A 21,932-nucleotide genomic window follows, 5' to 3' on the forward strand; every position below is an offset into this window, starting at 1 on the left:
GAGCGCCGTGATAGTGTGCCCATCCACTGCATATTCAGCTAGCACCGGGACAAGGAACCAAACTTGACCTAAACTTCGGCTTTAAACGGGTTGCCATTTCAGTGCCTGCTCCTGCTGCAATTGTCGCAAAGACGGTTTTACTTGCGTCGACGACGATGCCGGAGGAGGGCAAGATCTCTATTTCCTCGTCGCCGAGGCGGAAGGCCAGCGGAACAACTGGCCACGCTCTGGTAGCGCATGCTCACTGTCTCGTGCTCTTCCAGTTGGTCCGGACGCGCCGGAGCGCAGCGCCCGGACAGACAGTCGGGCGGGATAGCAGCATATGCGCACGCTTATAGTCGGTCATTTGCAACGGCGTCCTCCCGTGGTCCGCTTAAAGTTTACATGCGGCCGCCGGATCGGCAGTGAATATGTCTACTTTCTACCTCAAGTCGTACCCGGTCTTTGAATTTCATGAAATGTTTTTGGACAAAATGCTCTCAGACACGGTACCGCGACGAGGTGTATATGCGATGTCCATCAGTCGGTCGTTTGATGGACCTTCTTAGATAGATGCCAGGCCCCGACCGAGGGAGCGACTAGAAATAGCGCGTATGCCTAAATTAGGGTAGCTCGTGCATACATATCGCTAACTTCGCTACCAAGATTTTATCTAAATTTTAATTATCTACATTCAGTCTAATTCCATTAGCGAGGCCTTGGGCTTGAAGCCCTTTGCTGTTACTGAATAGGGTTTTCACGATGTTCAACATTTCTGCCGTATCCGACATGCAACGCAATGCCATGGCCTTGGTTACGGCGAACATCATGATCGCGGATAGCGGTCTCAACATTCGTTATATGAACGATGCAGTCAGGAACTTGTTGAAGCAAGCGGAGCCAGACCTGAAGAAGGAGCTGCCACGCTTCGACTTCGACAAGCTCATCGGTAGCAACATCGATATCTTCCATAAAAATCCGCTTCATCAGCGCAACATGCTCGCTGCTCTGAAAACGCAGCACCGCGCGACGATCTGGGTCGGTCACCGCGCGTTCGACTTGATCGTCACTCCGCTTTTCAAGCGGGATAAATCCGTTGGCTTCGCAGTCGAGTGGGCCGACGCTAAAGAGCGGCTGCAGAATCTTGACTACCATGCGCAGATGGTCGCCATCAGTCGCGCGCAGGGGGTTATTGAATTCACCGTCGACGGTACGATCGTCACCGCCAATGCAAATTTCCTGAACGCTATCGGCTACACCCTGGACGAGATCAAGGGATGCAATCACAGCATGCTAGTCGACAAGGCCTATGCTCAGTCGGTCGAATACAAGGCGTTTTGGGACACGTTGCGCCGCGGCGAGGTCCAGGCTGCCGAATTCACCCGCTACGGCAGAAATGGCAAGACCGTAGTGATCAACGCCTCCTATAACCCGATCCTCGATTCAAAGGGAAATGTCACCAAGGTCGTTAAGTTCGCAACCGATGTGACCCATCGCGTTCAGGCTGTCGATGCGATTGCGGCGGCACTGAAGAAGCTCGCGAGCGGCGATCTTTCGTTTAGCATCGAAACCCCCTTCGCTCCGGATTTCGAAGGTTTGCGGACATCGATGAACGATGCTCTGGCGCAGATGCGGAGCACGCTCGGTGCGGTAGCCGTATCGACAGGCCAGATCGATACTGGAACACGGGAAATCAGCCAGAGCGCCGACGATCTTTCGAAGCGAACCGAACAGCAGGCTGCCTCGCTGGAGGAAACCGCGGCTGCTCTTGATCAGATTACAGTCAACGTAACCAACGCCTCCAAACGTGCGGAGGAAGCACGTTATGCCGCTTCGACGGCAAGCCAGAATGCTGAGCGCTCCGGTAATGTCGTTGCCGATGCCGTAGGCGCGATGTCTCGGATCGAAGCATCCTCCAACGAGATTTCCAACATCATTGGCGTCATCGACGAGATCGCGTTCCAGACCAATCTGCTCGCGCTCAACGCCGGAGTCGAGGCTGCGCGTGCCGGTGAAGCGGGCAAGGGTTTTGCTGTAGTAGCGCAGGAAGTGCGGGAACTCGCACAACGTTCGGCCCAGGCCGCAAAGGAGATCAAGGAGCTGATCCGCAACTCGTCGTCCGAAGTGACGGTCGGCGTTAGGCTCGTCAGTGAGACTGGTCAGGCGCTCCAGATGATCAGAGAGAACATCGTGCTCGTCAATGACCATATGGAGGCGATAACCTCCTCTGCCAGGGAGCAGGCGACCGGTCTTGCAGAGGTCAATTCGGCAGTCAACCAGATGGATCAAGTAACGCAACAGAACGCCGCTATGGTGGAAGAAACGAACGCGGCCAGCGCCACCCTTGCTCAGGAAACGGCACGGTTGCGCGAACTTATTCAGCATTTCCATATTGGCGATGAGGCAATGGGTCTCACCTCGCGCCATCTCAGAGGGAACATGTCTCTTGGCCGGCCGCCCATGGCAAGGACAGCCTGAGCGTGACTCCGCTTAGAAGTTGATCGAGAAGCGGGGGTGGCCTTTCCCGCAGGCTGGCTTACCTCCGTCAGTTCGAGACAATCGGCGGCATTGGGTCATCAATGATGGTCGCAACGAAGGTGTCTTACGGAGCCACCAGCGTGCCAGCAATGATTTTCGTTCGCCGGGTGTTGGGAGTGCCGTACAGCCAAACATGACGAATTGACGCCGTCTGGGCTTGCCCAGCCACATCCTCAAGATGTCTGTTTCTCGGCAGAAGCCCTCCAAGAGCGGACAGTCTGCTTGCGGCCCCATCGCGGAAACTATTTCCGCTTACGGCCCAGCATCAAGAGGTGAGCGAACCTGAAGCGGGGACAGGTAATAGCCTAGAGAATTTGACCGAGTAACCAGATAGCTGCGTCGTCAGCCTCTAGGAGCAAGCTTCCAGCGAGAAGAACCATAATCTGCAGAAACATCCAACTGACGAAGGTTTCCGCATCAAGCTGGAAGAGCCAGTGGCGAGGCGGACGTTTTTTCATAACGAGAACCTCACCACAAGTTCACCTGGCGGTCATGACCCTGCACTCCGATCTGAGGACGGTGACCGTAAGCAAAGCGCAAGGTCGTGGGGCTAATTTGCGGATGTGAGGTCAGAGGACACTGTCCTTCTCGGTATCGTCAATCTGACGTCATGGCAATGAGGCCCGCAGCAGCGGTGTCTGCGGGCTTCCTCTCCTCTCGAAGCGCATCGTCCTGTCAGGCGTCATTCGTAGAACCTCTTTCTGCAGTCAACCTAAGCTGCCTCAACCGTTCCGTCTTAGCTCGACGCTGTTCCTATTCGTGGCTGAGCATTGTCTCGACCACACGTCTCGTCTCGTCGATGTCGCCGAGTGCGGCTTGCCCTCGCGGACGACGCTCCTTCTTTTCTTCACTCATCGCGATCCTCCTGGAAATTGATCGCAGGAAATCTCTAGGAGCTCGTTCTTCTCCTTCAAGGATATATGTCGTCTTAAGCTTACGCTTGGATCTCGAGCGAAAGGACTTGATGTTGGCCCAAGGTGATAACAGAACACTCGCCCACGGACGAAGTCCCTAGTTCACCGGCGGTAAGTTGGGACGTCTGCGGTTCGGCCGCACACTCTAGGCGACCCGGCCTACTGCCGGAAGACGGGCTTTTTGGAGAGATTATTCAGCTGGACGGATAACGCCACGCATCTGCTGACGCATGTCGAATGGCTTGAAAACCTTAGTTGCCCATTCGGCAAAGGCGCTCGGCCGTGTGTTTGGAAAGCTTTCAGCAGGATAAACTGAGATTTGATGCCGCAAAGATCCTGCTCGGTTTACTTACGGCCCGATGATTTGCTTGTCGTACTAACCTGGAAGCGGGAGGTGAGCTTTGTAAAGCGCTATCTGAAGGGTCGGGCTCTGTCAGACTGCCGTAGAGGATCTAGATGTGCTCAGGATGCAGATTTTATTGCTCATTAAACGGTTTGCTCCGAAGAGCTGCTAGAGGGGCTGCTCGACCGTCTGATATCGTTGGCTGATGAATCAGCCTGCTCCTCCGAAAGCACCTTGCGTGGATGGGCAGTATATCTTACTGTTGTCGTATCGAAAACCCTGACCTAAGCCGTATTAGAACGGCGTCTTCTATAATCACTATGACGGCTCGCGCGTTCAGCACCGGGATATCATTGCACTGAGATCGACGATTACTTGTTTTACGAAACACTTCCTTCCGCCTTAGCAATGCCCGGCAGCGCAAGTCATACCAGCTCAGGCAAGGCGTCTCCGCTCACTACCCCTCATTCGGCGTTAGAACTCGGGCGAGCGCTTCTGCCAGATCGTTTGTTTTGTAAGGCTTGCTGAGGGTGGGTGCGGCCGGGAAAGTTGTATTGTCTTCTGTGTGCCCATAGCCAGATGCAAAGATGAAGGGAATGCCACGTGCTTGAAGCTTGTCTGCGACTGGATAAGACCGCCTGCCATCCAAATTGATATCGAGCACAGCGACGTCTATCCGCTCCGTGGAGGCGAGCGTCAACGCCTCGTCAAGATGCATTGCGATACCAATTACCTCAAGACCGAGGTCGATCAAGGCATCTTCGAGTGTCATTGCGATAAGCATTTCGTCCTCGACCACAAGGACGCGTCTTCCAGTTAGGAGCATCAGCGACTTTCAATGCTCGCAAGAGGCGCTGTGATCTCGCAGATGAGGCCGTCCATACGATAGTCGATGACAACCTCTCCCCGCAGCTCGGCGGCCAGCCCCTTCTCTACGAGGCGAGACCCAAAGCCCGTGCGGCTTGGCCGGACAACCGAGGGGCCATCCTCCTCCCTCCAAGTGAGATGGAACACTGGAACCGGCTCGCACCCCCGGCGCCACGTGATCTGAACTCGTCCGGCGGAAACGCTCAGTGAGCCGTACTTCGCGGCGTTCGTGCACAGCTCATGGAAAGCAAGCGACAGGCTGACTGCTGCCTTGGGAGCGATGCGAAGCGCAGGACCTTGCAGAACGAAGCGGCTTACGTCGCCGAACGGGTTAATGGCCATCTCGATAAGCTGCTGTAGGGGTGCCGAGTCCCAGCTTTCCCGAGTCAGAAGATTGTGCGCCTGCGAGAGTGCAAGCAATCGCCCTTGGAATGCAGCCTTTGCATTGGCCGACAGGAGATCGCCTTTAAACGACTGAACGGCGATCGACTGGACGACTGCCAACGTGTTTTTGACACGATGATTGAGCTCGTTCACGAGCAGTTCACGGTGTCGCTCGGCAAGCCTTCGCTCAGTGATGTCGGAGAACGATGCCGCGATGCCACCTCCCTCCTTTGGAGCGAGCCGAACTTCGATGACCTGGTCAGCACCCCACAGATCGATCAGCTCGAACAGACGCTCCTCACCAGCAGTCATGACAGCTTCGAGGTGTGTGATATAGGGTGGCCGAAGGAGCTCTGGAACAACCTCGGCAAGCGGCCGGCCTATAACCGCTTCTCTTGAAGCGCCAAGTGCCTTTTCGGCAGCTTTGTTGAACAGCGTGACCTGCCAGTCTTCATTTACGGCGAAAAAGCCGTCCGAGACGGCATCGAGCACCGTGCGCACCCGTCGTTCGCTGTCAGCCAGGCGCTGCGATTGATTTCGCTCTTCGGTAACGTCCTGTACAAGCCCGTAGAGCCCCTCGACTTGGCCGTCAGCGTTTTTCTCGGGGATGTAATCGGCGCGGACGTGGCGGATGCCCAAGCCGGGATAGCAGACCGTCTCCTCGAAACAAAGGCGCTCGCCGGCCATCACAGCTTCCAGTCTCGGCAGGAACTTGGCGAAAGCCTCTGCGCCAATTACCTCAGCGACAGATCGGCCGATCACGCTGCCCTTCTCGCGTTGAAACCAAGACTCGTAGGTGCGGTTCACGAAGCGGTAGTGCAGATCCTTTCCGACATGCGCTATCAGAACCGGCAGAGCGTCAGTCAGGGTCTGCAGATGCTGTTCGCTCCGCGCTAGCGCGCTGGCCGATTTCTCAGCACTTAGTTCAGCTTCTAGAACGCGTTGGCGCGACGCAGCTTCGCCGCGTAAGGCAGCGAGACGCAGGGCGCCGTCGATGCGGGCGAGTAGCTCCTGGGCGCCGAAGGGTTTGACGATATGGTCGTCCGCACCCGCAGTCAGGCTCTCCACCCGCGCCTCCTCGACAGCACGCGCGGACACGAATATGACCGGCAAGGTTGCCGTCGATTCCTGCGCCCTTAGGTGGGCGAGCAAGGCAAACCCGTCCATCTTCGGCATCATGATGTCGCACAGGACTAGGTCAGGTCGGAAGGCTTGGATGATCGACAGCGCTTCCTCCCCGTCCGAGGCCACGGCAACTCTGTAACGGCTGTGCAGGAGACGTTGAATATAAGCGCGCATGTCCTGATTGTCGTCAACGACAAGAACACGCCGCTGATCCTCAGAACGGACCGGGACAGCAAGCTCGTCTTGAGGGTCAGGAAGCCAGCGAAGAGCTTCCTCGACATAGGCCCGGCTCTCGGAGCGCGTAGCGAGTGGCCGGTCGATAGCTTCAGTGTCCGGCGCCAGTGTCTCGTCGCCATAAGGTAGGATCACGGTGAAAGTCGTGCCCCGACCAGACCCTTCGCTCTCGACCGTTATCGTCCCGGAGTGCAGTTCCACCAACTGCTTAACCAAGGCAAGCCCGATGCCAGAGCCCTCATAGCTTCTTGCGCTTTGAGCCTCGATCCGGTGAAAACGCTCGAAGACCCGATCGCGTTCAGCGGCAGGGATCCCCACGCCAGTGTCTTCGACTGTAATGGACACGGCCCTACCACTGATATCTTCGAGCCGGATCTTGATCGTTCCTTCCAAGGTGAATTTGAAGGCGTTCGAAAGAAGGTTTAGGATGATCTTTTCGTACATGTCTCGATCAACGAGAACCGGTCGCGACAGAGGCGGCGTGTCAACGACAAGCTCCAGCCCGGCCCGCTCAATCGTCGAGCGGAAAGTTGACGCGAGGTCTGCTGTAAGCCGGGCGAGGTCCCAAGGTGCCATGTGAGCATCGACCCGCTTCGCTTCGACACGAGAAAAATCAAGCAGCGTGTTGACCAAACGCAGAAGCCGCAGAGCGTTGCGATGGGCGATCTCAAGCTCTTCGCGATGAGCTGGCATCCGCTCCGGGAGATCGGAAACCGCGCGCTCAAGCGGACCAAGCAGCAGCGTTAGCGGCGTGCGAAACTCGTGCGAGACATTGGAGAAGAAGGTCGTCTTCGCTCGATCCAGTTCTGCGAGATCTTCTGCCCGACGACGCTCGTCTTCGCGAGCCCGCGCGTTCCGAATGGCCACCGACACCTGCGTAGCAAGGAGCTCGTAGAAGGAACGGTAGGCGTCGTCCAGTGCGCGGTTAGGAGAGATACCGGCAAGGACTGCGCCAAGGACCGCTCCATGCGCTCCGATGATAGGCAAACAGATCGCCGCCGTGACCGGATCGTCATAGGCGCCGCCGCGAGCCAAGACTAGACCGTCCACATGATGGAGAAGCGAGGTTTCTCCCTTGAGTGCGCGGTCCAAGGGTGAGTGAGGAGCATCAACGCTCGTCCAGTCTTGCTTCAACGCCACGTCAGATGCCGACAGACCATACGACGCCGCGAGGTGCAGGCCGTCGCTGTCGTAGAGGTAGAGGCATGCGAAGGGAACATCTAACCGACCTTCAGAAAGCGCCGCAACTAGATCACCGGCTGCCTGCGACGTTTCCTCGGCATCCCCGGCACGTGCCGCAAGCTCACGCAGCAAGCGCAGGCGCCGCTCTCCAACGATCTGCTCGGTTACCTCTGAGCAGACGGCGAGCATGCCGACGATCCGGCCGAGATCGTCTTCCGCTGGCGCGTGGCTCACTGAAAAATAGGCTTCTTCTCGATAACCGGAGCGATGCATTTCAAGCGGCAAAGCTGGCGTCCAGTTCGCAGCGCCCGTCGCCATTACCCGTTCGATCATCGGCCCGAGCGTCGGCCAAGCCTCCGCAAGCGTCACGCGAATATCGCCACCAAGACCTGACGGGTGACGATCGCCTATTAGTTTAGAGTAGGCATCATTGTAGATCTGGGTAAAGTCCTTCCCCCAGGTGAGAACCATCGGATATTGTGACGATAGGAGCGTGCGGACGGTCGATCGCAAGCTCTGCGACCAGCCTTGAACGGCGCCCAGCGGAGTCTCACTCCAATCCAATGCGCGGCCGAGGCCCCGTACTTCTCCAGGCCCGGAAAACAATAATGCAGAGGACAATGCCTCAGGTTCTGGTGTCTCAGGCAAAAGGGCACCCTAGCAATCGTTACGTTAGCGACGACGAACGATTCGATCTATCAACGCATTGCTGACACCATAGAAAACTACTGACGACAATGCCACAAACGATGCACCGATGGCGGACTCCCGCCTATATTTCAGCCAGTTGCAGCTAGCGAGTAATCCGCTCGTAATTCGCAACAACGGCCTCCAGGCTCGGCGACCATTGGGGCCACGACGCCGCTTAATTGTTCCAACGGGTGCTTAGGGCAAACGGCGCCGTCCACCTAAGCACGGCGGCGATCTGGCTAGTGTGTGGTCTGCGAAAATTGCAGAGTTTCTCGAAGAGTCGAGGGAACTCCCATCGGCAGATCAGGTTGAGAGCAGCGAGAGCGGAGACCCTGATGCCGACCTATTATTTCAACTTGCGAATCAACGATCTTGTCGTTGAGGACGACGGCGGGGTCGTGCTGCCGGATTTGCGAGCCGCCCGAGCGGAGGCACTGCGCAGCGCCCTTTTGATCACCGGGCCTGATGGTGTCGATGACGAACTGGACGGGAATGTTCGGTTCGAAATCTCATCGGAGGACGGAACTTTGCTCCTTGAGGTCCCGCTTCGGGACGCGAGCTCCCCCATGAAATCCCTACAGGAGCCTGCAACATCAGGGCCTGCATGAGCAACGTCTGCAGCGATCGTGTGAAAGCGGTAGAGGCTCTTTGATCGTCTAACGGGTATGGATGTACGACAAGAACAAGCTGACATCATGTAGTGACAGAGAAGCTGACGCGGCTCTCATCTTCTGCCTGTTGGTTTGCGGAAGCCTCCTCCTGTTGCAGGTGAGCTTTCTCGTGCTCCTTGGTCGGAACTGGGTGTGTTCCTGCGGCGAGATCCGGCTCTGGCAAGGCACACTCGATCCAGTTCACAACTCTCAACAGCTGGCTGATCCCTACACACTCCTGCATGTGGTCTTTGGCTGTGTGCTCTTCCTCTGGCTGTCTTCGGTCCGTCCGCGATGGCCTCTTGGCCGTATGGTTTGCTATGCCGTCGCAAGCAGCGTGATCTGGGAGATCATTGAGAACGTCCCGCTGATGGTCCGGCTTTTTTCTAATGAAGGGGGCAGTCTACACTACTCTGGCGACAGCATCGGCAATTCCCTTTCGGACACGGTAGCTGTCTGCATTGGCTTTTCGGTCTCCGCCCGATTGGCCAAATCTCTCACCGCTGCCCTTGTCATAGGCCTTGAGTGCCTCACCTTTTTCACCATCGGTGACAGCATCCTGGCTGGCGCTCTGCGTCTTCTGCGCGTGACGGTCAGTCCGTAGGCAAACTCCGTTCTAGGCCTGGAGCGCGTCGGATGAGCTTCGATACGCCAGAACCGAAGGTGGCATCGTGCATTTCGCTCTCCTCTGCTTGCCCTACCAGAGCCACATCGCTGTCTTCGAGACCCTGGCTGTTGCGCTGGCGCGACGTGGCCATCGCATCAGCATTGTGGTCAACCGTGGTGTTGAACCGATGATCAGCACCGACCTTTCGGTGGAGGCGGTAGAGGGAACCAATCATTCACAGATCGCGGCGATCATTGCCCGCGCAGCTCGACCGGCTGGTCCGCTCGGCATCCTCCGCACGGTGCACGATGGAGTCATTTTATCGGAGGCCCTGTGTCGCCATGGGCCGGCAATGCTCCGCCGCCTTGGAGTTGACGCCATCGTCGGAGACCAGATGGAGCCGGCCGCCGGCCTGATTGCCCGCCACCTCGGCTGTCCGCACATCACGCTCGCCTGTGCCGTCCCTATGGAGCAAGACGACGGTGTCCCGCTCCCCTTCCTTTCTTGGCCCTATGACCGGAGCGAAAAGGGTCTAAAGCGCAATGCTGGCGGTGAGCGCGTGTCCCGTCTGCTCATGACCGAGCAGCGGCGGATGATCAAGCGGTGGTCTATCCGGTTCGGATTGGAGGAGCGCTGTCACGACCTCCGCTCCTGCATGTCCGATCGCGCAACCATCGCGCAGCTGACCGAAGGTATCGACTTTCCTCGCTGTTCTAACCAAAGCCGGCTGCATCTGCTTGGACCGCTACGCCACGAAGGCCCTCTTCATGATCTTCCCATTGAAGTGGATCCGAACCGGCCTTTCGTGTTCATGTCTCTCGGCACCCTGCAGGGACATCGCTACCGGCTTTTCAGAACGGCTGCAAAAGCCTGCCAAGCACTCGGTGTTCAGATGCTCGTCGCCCATTGCGGCGGCCTCAATGCGCGGCAGGAAGCAGGGCTCGGGGCGACCTGGGTCACCGATTATGCCCCGCAACGGGCCGTTCTGGCGCGGGCGGACCTTTGCATCACCCATGGCGGCATCAACACGGTCATGGATGCGCTGAGCGCCGGAACGCCTGTGCTTGCGCTACCCATTGCTTTCGATCAGCCGGGGCTTGGCGCCCGCATCGTCCATCACGGAGTAGGGCTGCGCCTCTCGCCACATCTGCTTACTGAGCGGGCCATGAAAGCGGCCATAACCCGTCTGCTCGGTGATCCCGCTTACGCCACCCGTGCGTGGGAGGTCGGACGGACGATCGCTGGCACGGGCGGTCTGCAGGCGGCAGTGTCCTTGATCGAAACCATCTGCGGCGAGCCTGCGGCGAGGTAATTCACTCGGTTCAGCCGATCAACGTCCGGCCGGGAACGCGGTCGTGGGGCGGTCTCTCGCTCCGCTCAGAAAGCTTTGATCTGCGGCGGTACAAGCAGGTGGATGGAGCGCAGCATGTGACGGATCGACTCTTGCTCGACACCGCATCTGCCGAGCGCGCGCTCGGCGGCCTCGAGATGCGATATGTAGAGACAACGCGTCGCCGCCTCGCCGCGATCGCTCACCATTGTCATCTTGCCCAGATCTTTGCCGATGTCCTTGCCAAGCGTCTCCTTAAGCGCGATCACGTCTAGGAGATCATCGAGAGCCTGGAAGGCGGAGCCGATATGAAAGGCCATTTCGGTCAATGCTTCCGACTGATGGTCCGGCCGAACATCGAGAATGCTGGACATCTCCGCCATGGCCGCGAATAGCTTGCCGGTCTTCAGCCAATTCTTACGCTCGACATCGACATCCTGTGCATAAGCTCCGTTGAGATCGACCTCTTGGCCGGCGGCAAGACCGGTGGCGCCGACCGCTAAACTGAGTGAAGCAACAAGGCGAGCCCGCGCCTCCCCCGACACGCCCTCGACCGTTGCCAGTATGTTGATGCCGCGCGTTAGCAGTGAGATTCCAGCGAGAATGGCCGTCGCCTGACCGAAGACGATGTGCGTCGTTGGCTTTTCACGACGCAGGGCAGCGTCATCCATACATGGTAGGTCGTCGAGGATCAGCGAGGCGGTATGGACCATCTCTACGGCGCAGCCGATATCGATCGCCGCCTTCCGATGGTTCAGCTGCGGCACCGTCAAGACGAAAAGGAGCGGACGAAAGCGCTTGCCGCCGCTCAACATGGCATGCCGCATCGCTGCAGCGAGATTCGGCGGTGTATAGTCTGTACTCTCGAGAAGCGCCTCTAGCCGCTTCTCGATGTCAGATTTTAAAAGTTGCAAGGTCAAGCGGCTGTCCTGTTCCGTGGTCACCCTCTCTAGCCACGGAGTCTGCGCTCTCTCGTTAAGTTTATTGTGATGCTGCGAAGAAATTTGATCTAACATGAAGGACGTTCCGCAAGCCTAACCTATATCTCGATCGTGATCCGGCTTGCCGGCTTCCCTCAGGTATGTGTAGCACCGGTTTTCGGATCAAAGGACCCTATGCTCGCGGATCGAAAAAAACAGCATCTAGACATTGTGCTGGCTGGCCAGGCCATCTCCTCGAGCATCGGATCAGGCTTCGCGGCAGTCCGCTTCGAGCATGCCGCCCTTCCCGAAATCGATATGGAAGCTATTGATTTATCGACGGAGTTCCTTGGCCGGAGAGTGGCTTTCCCCTTCCTGGTAAGCTCGATGACCGGTGGAGCGGAGCAGGCTCAACGGATCAATCACAATATCGCTATCGCGTGCGAGGCCCAGTCGATCCCCTTTGCAATAGGCTCGCAGCGGGTAGCGATTGAGACCAGCAGCGATTGGGGCATGAGCCGCGAGTTGCGACGCCTTGCGCCCTCTGTTCCTATCCTCGGCAATATCGGTGCAGCCCAGCTAAATACCGGGTTCGGCATCGATCATGCCCGCCGCGCGGTGGAGATGATCGAGGGAGACGCGCTGATCATTCATCTCAACCCCTTGCAAGAAGCGGTGCAGCCGGAAGGGGATCGAGACTGGCGCGGGTTGGCAGGCAAGATCGGCGCGCTTTGTCGAGCCCTGCCTGTACCCGTGGTCGTCAAGGAGGTCGGTTCCTCAATCTCCCCCTCGGTCGCGGCCGTGCTGATGGAGCTTGGCGTTGCTGTCATCGACGTAGCCGGAGCAGGCGGAACCAGTTGGGCCTCCGTCGAAGCGCAGCGGGCGCGGACACCCGCCGAAGCGGCTATTGCCTCAGCCTTCAGTGACTGGGGACAGCCGACCGCCTTCGCGATCGCGGCTCTGCGGCGCGCAATGCCGGATCTCTTCATCATCGGTTCCGGCGGCGTGCGGAATGGGGTCGATGCGGCGAAGGCCATTCGGCTTGGAGCAGATCTCGTCGGACAGGCCGCATCCGTGCTGTCCTCGGCCATCACGTCGCCGGAACAGATCGCCGAGCATTTCGACATCATGGCGGCGCAGCTGCGGGTCGCCTGTTTCTGCACAGGATCGTCGAACTTGAAAGAGCTGCGCGAGGCGAAGCTGGAGGCCGCTCCAGTCTGGGGATGACCGACACCGATCCCACACCACACGAGGCTCTGGCCGAAACCTTGCAGCGCGCCGGCGCGGCAGGACCGACTGCGCAGCATTTCGAAAGAGCCGGCAGCGATCGACCGCCTCTGGTTCTCGTCGGAGCGGGTCTTTCTAGCGCGCTGATCGCCTGCTGTCTTGCCCGGCGACATCCAAACACGCGGATCCTTATCCTGGAGGGAACCGGCCGCCCCTTCGGCGTTCACACCTGGTCGTTCCACGATGCTGATGTGGCGGAGGAGGAGCAGGCCTGGCTCTCGCCGCTCGTGGCGCATCGCTGGTCTGGTCAAGAGGTTCGCTTCCGCGCTCACCGACGCTATCTGCCGTCCGGCTATGCCTCGCTGACGTCGGACTCGGTCTTTCACGCGGTTTGCGGACTGGATGCCGTGACGCTGAAGACGCACGCTGCCGCGGCTCATCTGGCGGAAGACCATGTGGTGCTTTCCGACGGCCAGCGGATCGAGGCGGCCTGTGTGATCGACTGCCGCGGCTTCCGGCCGAGCAGCAGCTTGGTCCTTGGTTTTCAGAAGTTTCTTGGCCTGGAGGTGGAGCTTGCAGCACCGCATGATGTTGCCCATCCGATCATCATGGATGCAACGGTCGACCAGAAGGATGGTTACCGTTTTGTCTATGTCCTGCCGCTGTCGACGAGCCGGCTCCTAATCGAAGACACGCGCTACGCCGATGGGCCGGATCTAGACCAGCAAGCGCTCGGCCAAGATATCGAGGCCTACGCGACTGGGCAGGGCTTTGCCATTCGCCAGGTTCTTCGCCGAGAGGAGGGCGTGCTGCCGATCACGCTCGCCCATGATGCCAAGCGCTTCTGGTCGGAAGTGCCATGCGGAATTCCGCAGGCGGGGCTGCGCGCGGCACTGTTCCACCCAACGACAGGCTACAGCCTGCCGGATGCCGTCCGGCTGGCAAGGCTCGTCGCCGAGCACTGGCCGGCGTCCAGCCCCGAGCTCTCGCGCGTGATCGAAGCCTTCGCCCTTGAGCGTCATCGCGCTCAACGCTTCTACCGTCTCCTCAACCGCATGCTGTTTCTGGCGGCTCCACCTGCTGAGCGTCATCGTGTTCTGGAACGGTTCTATCGGCTGCCGACGCCGCTGATCGAGCGCTTCTATGCCGGGCGCACAACAGCACGTGATGCCGCCCGAATTCTGACGGGTAAGCCGCCTGTTCCCCTTCTGAGGGCTCTAGCCTGTCTGCGCGAAGCCCCGCTCTTAGGAAACGGATCACCATGAGTATCGAGACCAAGTCAGCCGCCGTCATCGGCGCCGGGTTCGGTGGCCTGGCCCTGGCCATTCGCCTCCAGAGTGCCGGCATCGCGACCACCCTGTTCGAACGGCGCGACAAGCCCGGCGGGCGCGCCTATGTCTATGAAGATGCCGGCTTCAAGTTCGACGCCGGCCCCACGGTCATCACGGATCCGGACTGCCTGGAGCAATTATGGGCGCTCTCCGGTCGGAAACTGTCCGATTATGTGACGCTGCTGCCGGTCTTTCCCTTCTACCAATTGTGCTGGGAGGATGGCTATCGCTTCGATTATGCCAACGACCAGACGGAGATCGATCGCCAGATCGCCGCCAAATCGCCGGACGATGTCGAGGGCTATCGTCGCTTCCTTGCCTATTCGCAAGACCTCTATCGTGAAGGCTATAAGAAACTTGGGACGGTGCCGTTCCTGCAGTTTTCCTCGATGATCAAGGCCGCGCCGCAGCTGGTCCGGCTGGAAAGCTATCGCAGCGTCTATTCGAAGGTAAGCCAGTTCATCAAGGACGAACAGCTGCGACAGGCCTTCAGCTTCCACTCACTCCTGGTCGGCGGCAACCCCTTTCGCACGTCTTCGATATACGGGCTGATCCACGCACTGGAGCGCAATGGCGGTGTGTGGTTCGCAAAGGGCGGGACAGGCGCGCTGATCCAGGGCATGGCCCGGCTCTTTGAGGATCTCGGTGGTCACATCCACCTCAAGGCCGAGATCGACAAGATCGAGGCGGATGAGGGACAGGTTCATGCTCTCGTCCTCAAGGATGGCACCCGCCACGAATTCGATCAGATCGCATCGAATGCTGATGTGGTGCATACCTACAAGCACATGCTGCGCGACACGGCCCGCGGTCGCAGCTATGGCCGCTCACTTGAGAAGAAGAGCTTCTCCATGTCGCTATTCGTCATCTATTTCGGCCTTAAGACCACACATCCTGAACTTAAGCATCATATGGTGCTCTTCGGTCCCCGCTATCGCGATCTGATCGCCGATATTTTCGAAACGGCGCAGCTTGCCGATGATTTCTCGCTCTATCTCCACGCGCCATCGGTAACCGATGACAGTCTGGCCCCTGCTGGAAGCAGCGCCTACTACGTCTTGTCGCCGGTGCCGCATCTCGGAACTGCCGAGATCGACTGGGCCGTGGAAGGGCCGCGCTATCGAGATCGGATCCTGCGCTACCTGCAGGATCGCTACATGCCGGGCCTTCTCGACGATCTCGTCACGGTCCGGCATTTCACGCCCTTCGATTTCCGGGACGAGCTGAACGCGCATCTGGGTTCCGCCTTTTCCGTCGAACCGATCCTGACACAGAGCGCCTGGTTCCGTCCCCACAACCGCGACGACCAGATCAGCAACCTCTATATCGTCGGCGCCGGCACGCATCCTGGCGCCGGTATTCCCGGCGTCGTCGGCTCGGCCAAGGCCACGGCGCAGCTGATGATTGAGGACGCACGGGGATGAGCGACACAGTGCTCACCATGAGCGAAGGGTCGATCGCGCAAGGATCGCAAAGCTTCGCCGCCGCTGCCCGCCTGTTCGACCGCCAGACGCGCACCGATGCGGTGATGCTCTATGCATGGTGCCGCTACTGCGACGATGTCATCGATGGGCAGACTGGCGGACAGGAGCAGCAGGCCGATTTTCGCCTTGGTCAGCAGCAGCGACTGGAAGCGCTGCGGAGCGAAACGAGACGAGCACTGACGGGAGCGCAACATCCGCAGCCAGTGTTCGAGGCGTTGCGGAGAGTGGCAGAGCGCCATCGGATCCCGACTCGCCATCCCGAAGAGCTTCTCAAAGGCTTCGAGATGGACGTGATCAACCGTCGCTACGACACCGTCGATGATACGCTGGACTATTGCTATCATGTGGCCGGTGTGGTCGGCGTGATGATGGCCATGATCATGGGGGTCAGGGACGAGAGGACGCTCGATCGTGCTTGCGATCTCGGCCTTGCCTTCCAACTCACCAATATAGCCCGAGACATTATCGACGATGCGCGCGTCGGGCGTGTCTATCTGCCGTCCGAACTGCTCGTCCGCCATGGCATCGCCAGGGTGAATGCGGAGGATCCGACGCAGCGACCGGCGCTCCATGCCGCAGCGCTCGATCTGCTCGATTTGGCCGAGGGCTATTATTATTCGGCCTATCACGGGCTTGCGGCCCTTCCGCCTCGTTCGGCTTGGGCGATCGCAGCGGCTCGTCGCGTCTATCGGGAAATCGGCAGCAAACTGCGCGCCAAGGGTCCGCGTGCTTGGGAGAGGCGGGTTTCGACGACAGCGGTCGAGAAGGCCGCCTTGCTCGCCCAAGCGCTCGGCGATGTCGCCGTCAGTCGCGTGTCCGGACGCGGCCGGCCGCGGACCGACCTGTGGCAGCGTCCCTGACTAGTGCGGCAGGTGCTGCTCGGGCTCGACCGGCGGGTCGATCGGCTGGCGCCGGTTCTTCTGCAGCTTCTTAACCAGGCTATCGACCGGTTCGGCGTAGACGAAGCCGAAGGACACGCAGCCATCGCGACCTTCCACGGCATGATGCAGACGATGTGCCTGATAGACGCGCTTGAGGTAGCCCTTGCGCGGCACGTAGCGGAACGGCCAGCGCTGGTGAACCAGCCCGTCATGCATGAAGAAATAAAGAAGGCCATAGATCGAGATGCCGACGGCGATCCACCAGATCGGCCAGAACCAGGCCGAGCCGATCCAGAAGAGGCCGATGGCGAAGAGCGCGAAGACCACTGCATAGAGATCGTTCTTCTCCAGAGTGTCATCATGCGGCTCATGATGCGACTTGTGCCAGCGCCAGCCCCAGCCATGCATGATGTGCTCGTGCGACCAGGCCGCAAACCACTCCATGAAAACGACGGTGAAAACGACCAGCGCGAGAGGAACAAGATAAGTCATCAACAGGGTCATTCTTGCGATCTCAGTTCAGCGTGGACGACGCCGGGGGCCCGGCGATGCCGAGGCAGCTTCCACCACGGCACCCAAGGGGCGTCGTGATGCTCATGATGATAGCCGAAATGAAAGCAGGTTAGCAGGGATAGCCAGGGTGCAAAATCGTTGCTGCGCGCACGGTGCCGATCAGCGAAAGGTTCGGTATCGATGCGGTGGGGACGGTAGGTCCCGAAGTAGAAGAGCTGCAGAGAGGAAAGGATGGCGGGCAGCGCCCAGAAGATCAGCATGGTGGGGAAACGCTCCCGCAGGATGATCAGATAGGCGACGACAGCGATGGTGAGGATGCCGAACTCGCGCCAGCCGAAATAGTAGCGGAAGAACCGCAGATACCAGGGCCAGAAGCTGGAGGGATGCCCGACGTCGAAATCTGGATCGTCGGCCGTGCCGGCATGGCGGTGGTGGGCATGATGATTGGTGTAGAGTTTCTGGTAGGAAAAACCGGCATAGATGAACACGCAGGCTCGCCCGATTGCGCGGTTGAGACGCGGATGCCCCGGCGCCAGCGTGCCATGCATGGTGTCGTGGGCGATGATGAAGAGGCCAACACTGAGCCAGCATTGCAGGAGAACGACGAACGGCGCCAGCATCAGTGTCCGGCCATGCCAGTCGATGAAGAAGATTGCTGCTACATGAAGACTGGACCAGGCAAGGACGATGGCCGCTGCCAAAGTCAGCCCGGTCAGCATGTCATCTTCGCCAAGCCGCGTGTCGGTCGCGCGTGCCGTCATTGACGTGTCCTCTCTACTCGGTCCCGGACGGAGCGGAACGTCCGCTGCGGTCTGGATGATGAGGAGCCCGAAAGGTTCGGGCTTCTCGCGAGCGATCAAATGCTAAAAGCGCAGCCGCATCCGAGAGATGATCAGCGAAAGCATCGTCCCGACCACTGCCAGTGCTATCAGCCGAACTATCTCAGGAAACACATCCGGCAACCCCTCGGCGCGTCCGACAGCGCCATAATAGGCCTCGATCGCCCACGCATTCGGGGTAAAGCGGCCAAGGCTCTGCGCCCATTCGGGCATCATGAAGCGCGGAACCATGGACCCGCCGATTGCCGAACAGACCAACACGAGGAAGGTCGAAACCGTCTGCGCCTGATACCGCGTTGTGCATACCGCAGCCACCACAAGCGCCAAGCCAGCGGCCGCAGCGGCAGCCGCAAAGGTGATCAGCATCCAGAGCCCGAGGCTCGCGGTGACGTCAACCTTGTAGATCAGGGCGGCGACCGTGAAAATCAAGCCGACCTGCAGCATCCCCTGGAGAGTCAGGAAGAGAAACTTGCCGAGTACGACCACATCCGTGCCGCCAGGCCCGACTGCAATGCGGTCCAGGATGCCCGCCGAGCGCTCTTCGATGAGCGTGGCCGCGCTTTGCATGGAGGAAAGGAGCAGGAAGAGAATGGCGACCGCGCCGGAATAATAGGTGATGGTGGCATTGAGCCCGGTCGGCCCGTCCACCGTCCGCACGTCGATCAGCGGTGACCCGAGGGGCCGTCCGCCTGGCGGTTCCTTCGACAGCGCGGTCGCCGCGGTTGCAAGGCGCGCTTGTTGATCAGATGTCAGCGGGCCGACGATCGTTTCGAACGAGGCTGCCGTTCGTGTCAGGATCAGATCCGGCAGGTGGCGCGCGACCATTTCCTGGATCTGGCCTAAGAGCAAAGCGCCGGCCATCGGCTTCGACGGGTCGACGAGAACGGTCATCTCGGGATCGCCATTCGCTTGATCCCTGCGACCGATGATCAGGCCGACATCGACGATACCCTGGCGAATGAGGCGTGCCGCGTCTTCCCGCCGCAGGCCTTCGTCTCCCAGCACTTGCAACGAGGGTTCCCTCCGCAGCGTCTGGTCCAGCCGGATGGTGATCGCCGCGCCGTCCAGGCGGACGACCACCAGTTTGAGCGGCAACCGATCCCGGCTCGCCCCCGAAAAGATCGATGCAAAGATTAGGAAGATCATCGGCGGCAGGACGAAGGCGAGCAGCACCGCACCGCGGTCGCGCAGCAGCCCCAAGAGCATGACGCGCACGATGGCTAGGATCATGGGGCCACTCCATTCATCTGAGGCAGCGACGGATCGGATAGTCCACGAAAGAGCGTATCGAGCCCGGGCTTGCGAAAGCGCATTTCGGTAGGCGAGATGCCGGCGTTGCGAAGCTCGGTCGGGAGAGTGGTCGACGGGTCGTCAGCAATGATGGACCAGAGCCTCTCGTCACGGATCCGCCGGAAGCCCATTCGTTCAAGGGCCTGCCGATGCTCGTTCGGGACCATGTCGCGGAACTCCACCATCATCTCGTATTTTTGTCCAAAGGCGCTATCCAGCAGCGCCTCTGGCCGACCTTGCAGTCCAATAGCGCCATTTTGGAGGAAGCCGACTCGGCTGCACAGCGCTTCGGCCTGCGGCAGATCATGGGTGATCAGCAGGATACCCAGGCCGGAGCGCTGAAGGGTCTGGATCATCGCCTCCAACGTCAGGCGCGCGTCGAGGTCAATGCCGGCCATCGGTTCGTCGAGGATCAGCAAGGCCGGTCTATGCAGGAGGGCAGCGGCTAGATTAACGCGTCGCTTCCAGCCGCCCGACAGCGTCGCAATCCGATCGGCCAGGCGCGGCCGTAACCCGGTCGCCATTGCGATCTCATCCACCGATGCGATGGTGTCGTCCGCACCGAGTCCTGAAAGGCGTCCGAAAAGAAGCAGATTTTCTCGAACGGTCAGGTGTGTGTAGAGCGCGATTTCCTGTGGCACCAGGCCGATGCGCTCGCGGGCACGACGGCCAGACCGCCCAGCGATGTTTACGGCACCGCTGATGGGGTCTAGGCGTCCGCAGATCGCACGAACCAGCGTCGTCTTGCCGACCCCGTTTCGCCCCAGCAGCCCGAATATCTCGCCTTGCCCAATGGTCAGACTAACGCGACGGATAACCTCGTTGCGGCCATAGGCAACGCGTAAATCACGCACGTCGAGAGCGGCAGGGCTTGCGATCAAGTCCGGGTACCAATTCCTGTCTGAACTCGCCTTCAGCCGTCCATGTCACGCCTCTAAAGGCTGCTGCCGAACGGTTTTGAGCGGAGATCAAAGTGAGGATGCACTGACCGGGAGACATTCCACGGATCACGCCTGTTTGCAACACGACCCGCCCGAGCCAACAGAAAATTACCGAGAGCACTGGTCAAAAGATGGCGATCAAGCGAGCGGAGGCGATGCTCCCGATCGAAAAGTCCCGAGAGCAGTACATTGCTACGACTGTTGGCTTCAGTGAATTGCATACTGACAATCGGCAATCATGGCTGACAGTTGGAACCTGATAATTGCTTTACACTCTTGTTCCGCTGAGTTCTAACGGCACCGGTCATTACGTGTGGGGGGCAATATGGCCCTGCACCTTCTCTGCAAGGTTCCAGCGCGAGCAACTCGCGATCCCCTTAGCAAAGCCTTTCGTAATGCGCTGGAGACAAACACGGCTGCGGGTCCAACCCACGTCCTGTTCGGCAAGGGTGACCTGGCCATCTCTGCTCAGCAACTCGAACAGAAAGCTGGCCCTGGAAGGGCAAATTTAGCTTCAGCAACCGCTCAGGGCTGGGTTCGAGGTAAACTCGGAGCGTACGCTAAAATGCCAATGCAATTATTCCAGTCAATAGATCGGCGAAAAATCCAACCAAAATGACACAATAGGCGCAGCGCATCGCTAATTCTGGCTAGAAGGGCCTTTACGCTTCTGTAGGTAGCGGCGTCCGACACTCGCAACTGATCACTGCCACTTTTGGTCGCGGCGAGTGAACCCAGAAGCGGAGATCCCATGAGACGCCCAACCATCAAAGTCGCACTCGCGTGCACCTTCACCCTTCTGGCTGTGTCGTTTTCCGGCTTCGCTGCACTCGCGCTGACGAGCATGAACACGCTGGATCAAAACCTCGATTCAATTGCCGGAGATTGGATGCCGAGCGTTGAGATTGCTAAGGATCTCGAAGCGCGCGTCGCCGACCTGCGGATTGCGTATCGAAGCCATATTCTCCGGGATGACGCTGAAGGAAAGGCAGCCGCAGAGGCTTCAATTGCCGAGGCGATTGCGACTATCGATGAGGATATTGCCAGGTATCTGGCCACTCCAGCGACGGCAGAGGAGTCTCGCTACCTCGACAATATCAAGATGGGCGCTCATGATTACGTGGAGGCCGGCAAAGAGGTGCTGGCTCTGTCCAAAGCTGGGCAATCGCAAGAAGCTAACGCCATCTTGCGCGAAAAACTTGTCAAGCGCGCTGATGCAGTCAAAGCCAACACCGATGGGCTGGTGGCTTTCGTGAAGAGGGGATCAGCTGAAGCTTATGCCTCGGCACAGGACGCTTATAAAACGACAGTAATGATTGCGTCAGTTGTGACAGCATTCGTATTTCTCATCATTTGCGGCGCCGTCTGGTTTGCGCTGTCGCAGATTGGCCGCCCGATTACGCGCATCACTGGCTCGATGAACGGCTTGGCTAGCGGCGATGTTCAGAGCATCATCCCCTTCTCCGGCCGCGCCGACGAGATCGGCAAGATGGCGGAAGCCGTCGAGGTCTTCCGACAGAACGCGCTGACCAAGATCGAGATGGAATCCGAAGCCGAGCGTCAGCGCAGCCTGTCGGATCAGGAACGCCTGGCCCGCGAGGAAGAGGATCGCCGCCGGGCGCAGGCCATGGCCGAAGCGACCACGGGTCTGGCAAGCGGGCTG

At 59.2% G+C, this 21,932-nt stretch carries 16 protein-coding genes; 9 read left to right on the forward strand and 7 right to left on the reverse strand.

Annotation, left to right across the window (positions count from 1 at the left end):
• The first annotated feature begins 741 nt into the window (after positions 1-741).
• Positions 742-2,457: a methyl-accepting chemotaxis protein gene (locus ACLE20_RS11855; protein ID WP_410940489.1), complete on the forward strand. Its 1,716-nt coding sequence runs from the start codon at positions 742-744 to the stop codon at positions 2,455-2,457.
• 1,774 nt (positions 2,458-4,231) lie between these two features.
• On the opposite strand, the gene ACLE20_RS11860 is transcribed toward ACLE20_RS11855, so the two are convergent.
• Together ACLE20_RS11860 and ACLE20_RS11865 are read right to left on the reverse strand one after the other, a co-directional pair.
• Positions 4,232-4,573 carry a response regulator gene (locus tag ACLE20_RS11860; protein WP_410940490.1) on the reverse strand — a complete coding sequence of 114 codons (342 nt, stop codon included), beginning with the start codon at positions 4,571-4,573 and terminating at the stop codon, positions 4,232-4,234.
• A 26-nt stretch (positions 4,574-4,599) separates the two neighbouring features.
• Positions 4,600-8,037: a PAS domain-containing protein gene (locus ACLE20_RS11865; protein ID WP_410940491.1), complete on the reverse strand. Its 3,438-nt coding sequence runs from the start codon at positions 8,035-8,037 to the stop codon at positions 4,600-4,602.
• Between the two features lie 554 nt (positions 8,038-8,591).
• Here ACLE20_RS11865 and ACLE20_RS11870 point away from each other — a divergent pair.
• From ACLE20_RS11870 to ACLE20_RS11880, 3 genes are all read left to right on the forward strand, one after another.
• Positions 8,592-8,864 carry a DUF6894 family protein gene (locus ACLE20_RS11870; protein WP_410940492.1) on the forward strand — a complete coding sequence of 91 codons (273 nt, stop codon included), beginning with the start codon at positions 8,592-8,594 and terminating at the stop codon, positions 8,862-8,864.
• A gap of 61 nt (positions 8,865-8,925) precedes the next feature.
• A complete protein-coding gene (locus tag ACLE20_RS11875) occupies positions 8,926-9,510 on the forward strand; it encodes a DUF2585 family protein (protein WP_410940493.1) in 585 nt (194 codons plus the stop codon).
• Between the two features lie 67 nt (positions 9,511-9,577).
• Positions 9,578-10,825: a glycosyltransferase gene (locus ACLE20_RS11880; protein WP_410940494.1), complete on the forward strand. Its 1,248-nt coding sequence runs from the start codon at positions 9,578-9,580 to the stop codon at positions 10,823-10,825.
• A 65-nt stretch (positions 10,826-10,890) separates the two neighbouring features.
• Here ACLE20_RS11880 and ACLE20_RS11885 read toward each other — a convergent pair whose 3' ends face one another.
• Positions 10,891-11,763, reverse strand: a complete 873-nt coding sequence (locus ACLE20_RS11885; protein ID WP_410940495.1) for a polyprenyl synthetase family protein — start codon at positions 11,761-11,763, stop codon at positions 10,891-10,893.
• Positions 11,764-11,958: 195 nt separating this feature from the next.
• Between ACLE20_RS11885 and fni the strand changes: the two genes are divergently transcribed.
• From fni to ACLE20_RS11905, 4 genes are read left to right on the forward strand one after another with little or no spacing between them, the layout of a single operon-like run.
• A complete protein-coding gene (gene fni, locus ACLE20_RS11890) occupies positions 11,959-12,990 on the forward strand; it encodes a type 2 isopentenyl-diphosphate Delta-isomerase (RefSeq protein ID WP_410940496.1) in 1,032 nt (343 codons plus the stop codon).
• Complete coding sequence (gene crtY / locus ACLE20_RS11895) at positions 12,987-14,255, forward strand: lycopene beta-cyclase CrtY (protein ID WP_410940497.1); 1,269 nt, start codon at positions 12,987-12,989, stop codon at positions 14,253-14,255. The genes fni and crtY overlap by 4 nt, the downstream gene beginning before the upstream one ends.
• Positions 14,252-15,745 carry a phytoene desaturase gene (locus ACLE20_RS11900; protein WP_410940498.1) on the forward strand — a complete coding sequence of 498 codons (1,494 nt, stop codon included), beginning with the start codon at positions 14,252-14,254 and terminating at the stop codon, positions 15,743-15,745. The genes crtY and ACLE20_RS11900 overlap by 4 nt, the downstream gene beginning before the upstream one ends.
• Entirely contained in the window at positions 15,742-16,665 is a 924-nt protein-coding gene (locus tag ACLE20_RS11905) for a phytoene/squalene synthase family protein (RefSeq protein WP_410940499.1), read from the forward strand. The genes ACLE20_RS11900 and ACLE20_RS11905 overlap by 4 nt, the downstream gene beginning before the upstream one ends.
• Here the strand turns inward: ACLE20_RS11905 and ACLE20_RS11910 are convergent, their stop codons facing one another.
• The 4 genes from ACLE20_RS11910 to ACLE20_RS11925 all read right to left on the reverse strand — a co-directional run bounded on the left by ACLE20_RS11910 (position 16,666) and on the right by ACLE20_RS11925 (position 20,209).
• Positions 16,666-17,178 (reverse strand): sterol desaturase family protein, encoded by a 513-nt coding sequence (locus ACLE20_RS11910; RefSeq protein WP_410940500.1) that lies wholly within the window; start codon positions 17,176-17,178, stop codon positions 16,666-16,668.
• An 8-nt stretch (positions 17,179-17,186) separates the two neighbouring features.
• Positions 17,187-17,960, reverse strand: coding sequence for a fatty acid desaturase (locus tag ACLE20_RS11915; RefSeq protein WP_410940501.1), 774 nt, complete (start codon positions 17,958-17,960; stop codon positions 17,187-17,189).
• A gap of 102 nt (positions 17,961-18,062) precedes the next feature.
• Complete coding sequence (locus tag ACLE20_RS11920; protein WP_410940502.1) at positions 18,063-19,268, reverse strand: ABC transporter permease; 1,206 nt, start codon at positions 19,266-19,268, stop codon at positions 18,063-18,065.
• Positions 19,265-20,209: an ABC transporter ATP-binding protein gene (locus ACLE20_RS11925; protein ID WP_410940503.1), complete on the reverse strand. Its 945-nt coding sequence runs from the start codon at positions 20,207-20,209 to the stop codon at positions 19,265-19,267. Before ACLE20_RS11925 ends, ACLE20_RS11920 begins: the two co-directional genes overlap by 4 nt.
• 811 nt (positions 20,210-21,020) lie before the next feature.
• Here ACLE20_RS11925 and ACLE20_RS11930 point away from each other — a divergent pair.
• Positions 21,021-21,932 (forward strand): MCP four helix bundle domain-containing protein (locus ACLE20_RS11930; protein ID WP_410940504.1); only part of this gene is annotated, 912 nt, incomplete at its 3' end.

This window comes from Rhizobium sp. YIM 134829 (assembly GCF_046546455.1).

Bases quoted from the DNA above. Each gene is read 5' to 3' on its own strand.
- ACLE20_RS11910 (WP_410940500.1), bottom strand. From the start codon at position 17,178: ATGACTTATCTTGTTCCTCTCGCGCTGGTCGTTTTCACCGTCGTTTTC.
- ACLE20_RS11920 (WP_410940502.1), bottom strand. From the start codon at position 19,268: ATGATCCTAGCCATCGTGCGCGTCATGCTCTTGGGGCTGCTGCGCGAC.
- ACLE20_RS11905 (WP_410940499.1), top strand. From the start codon at position 15,742: ATGAGCGACACAGTGCTCACCATGAGCGAAGGGTCGATCGCGCAAGGA.
- ACLE20_RS11855 (WP_410940489.1), top strand. From the start codon at position 742: ATGTTCAACATTTCTGCCGTATCCGACATGCAACGCAATGCCATGGCC.
- ACLE20_RS11915 (WP_410940501.1), bottom strand. From the start codon at position 17,960: ATGACGGCACGCGCGACCGACACGCGGCTTGGCGAAGATGACATGCTG.
- ACLE20_RS11870 (WP_410940492.1), top strand. From the start codon at position 8,592: ATGCCGACCTATTATTTCAACTTGCGAATCAACGATCTTGTCGTTGAG.
- ACLE20_RS11865 (WP_410940491.1), bottom strand. From the start codon at position 8,037: ATGGTTCTCACCTGGGGGAAGGACTTTACCCAGATCTACAATGATGCC.
- ACLE20_RS11900 (WP_410940498.1), top strand. From the start codon at position 14,252: ATGAGTATCGAGACCAAGTCAGCCGCCGTCATCGGCGCCGGGTTCGGT.
- fni (WP_410940496.1), top strand. From the start codon at position 11,959: ATGCTCGCGGATCGAAAAAAACAGCATCTAGACATTGTGCTGGCTGGC.
- ACLE20_RS11875 (WP_410940493.1), top strand. From the start codon at position 8,926: ATGTACGACAAGAACAAGCTGACATCATGTAGTGACAGAGAAGCTGAC.
- crtY (WP_410940497.1), top strand. From the start codon at position 12,987: ATGACCGACACCGATCCCACACCACACGAGGCTCTGGCCGAAACCTTG.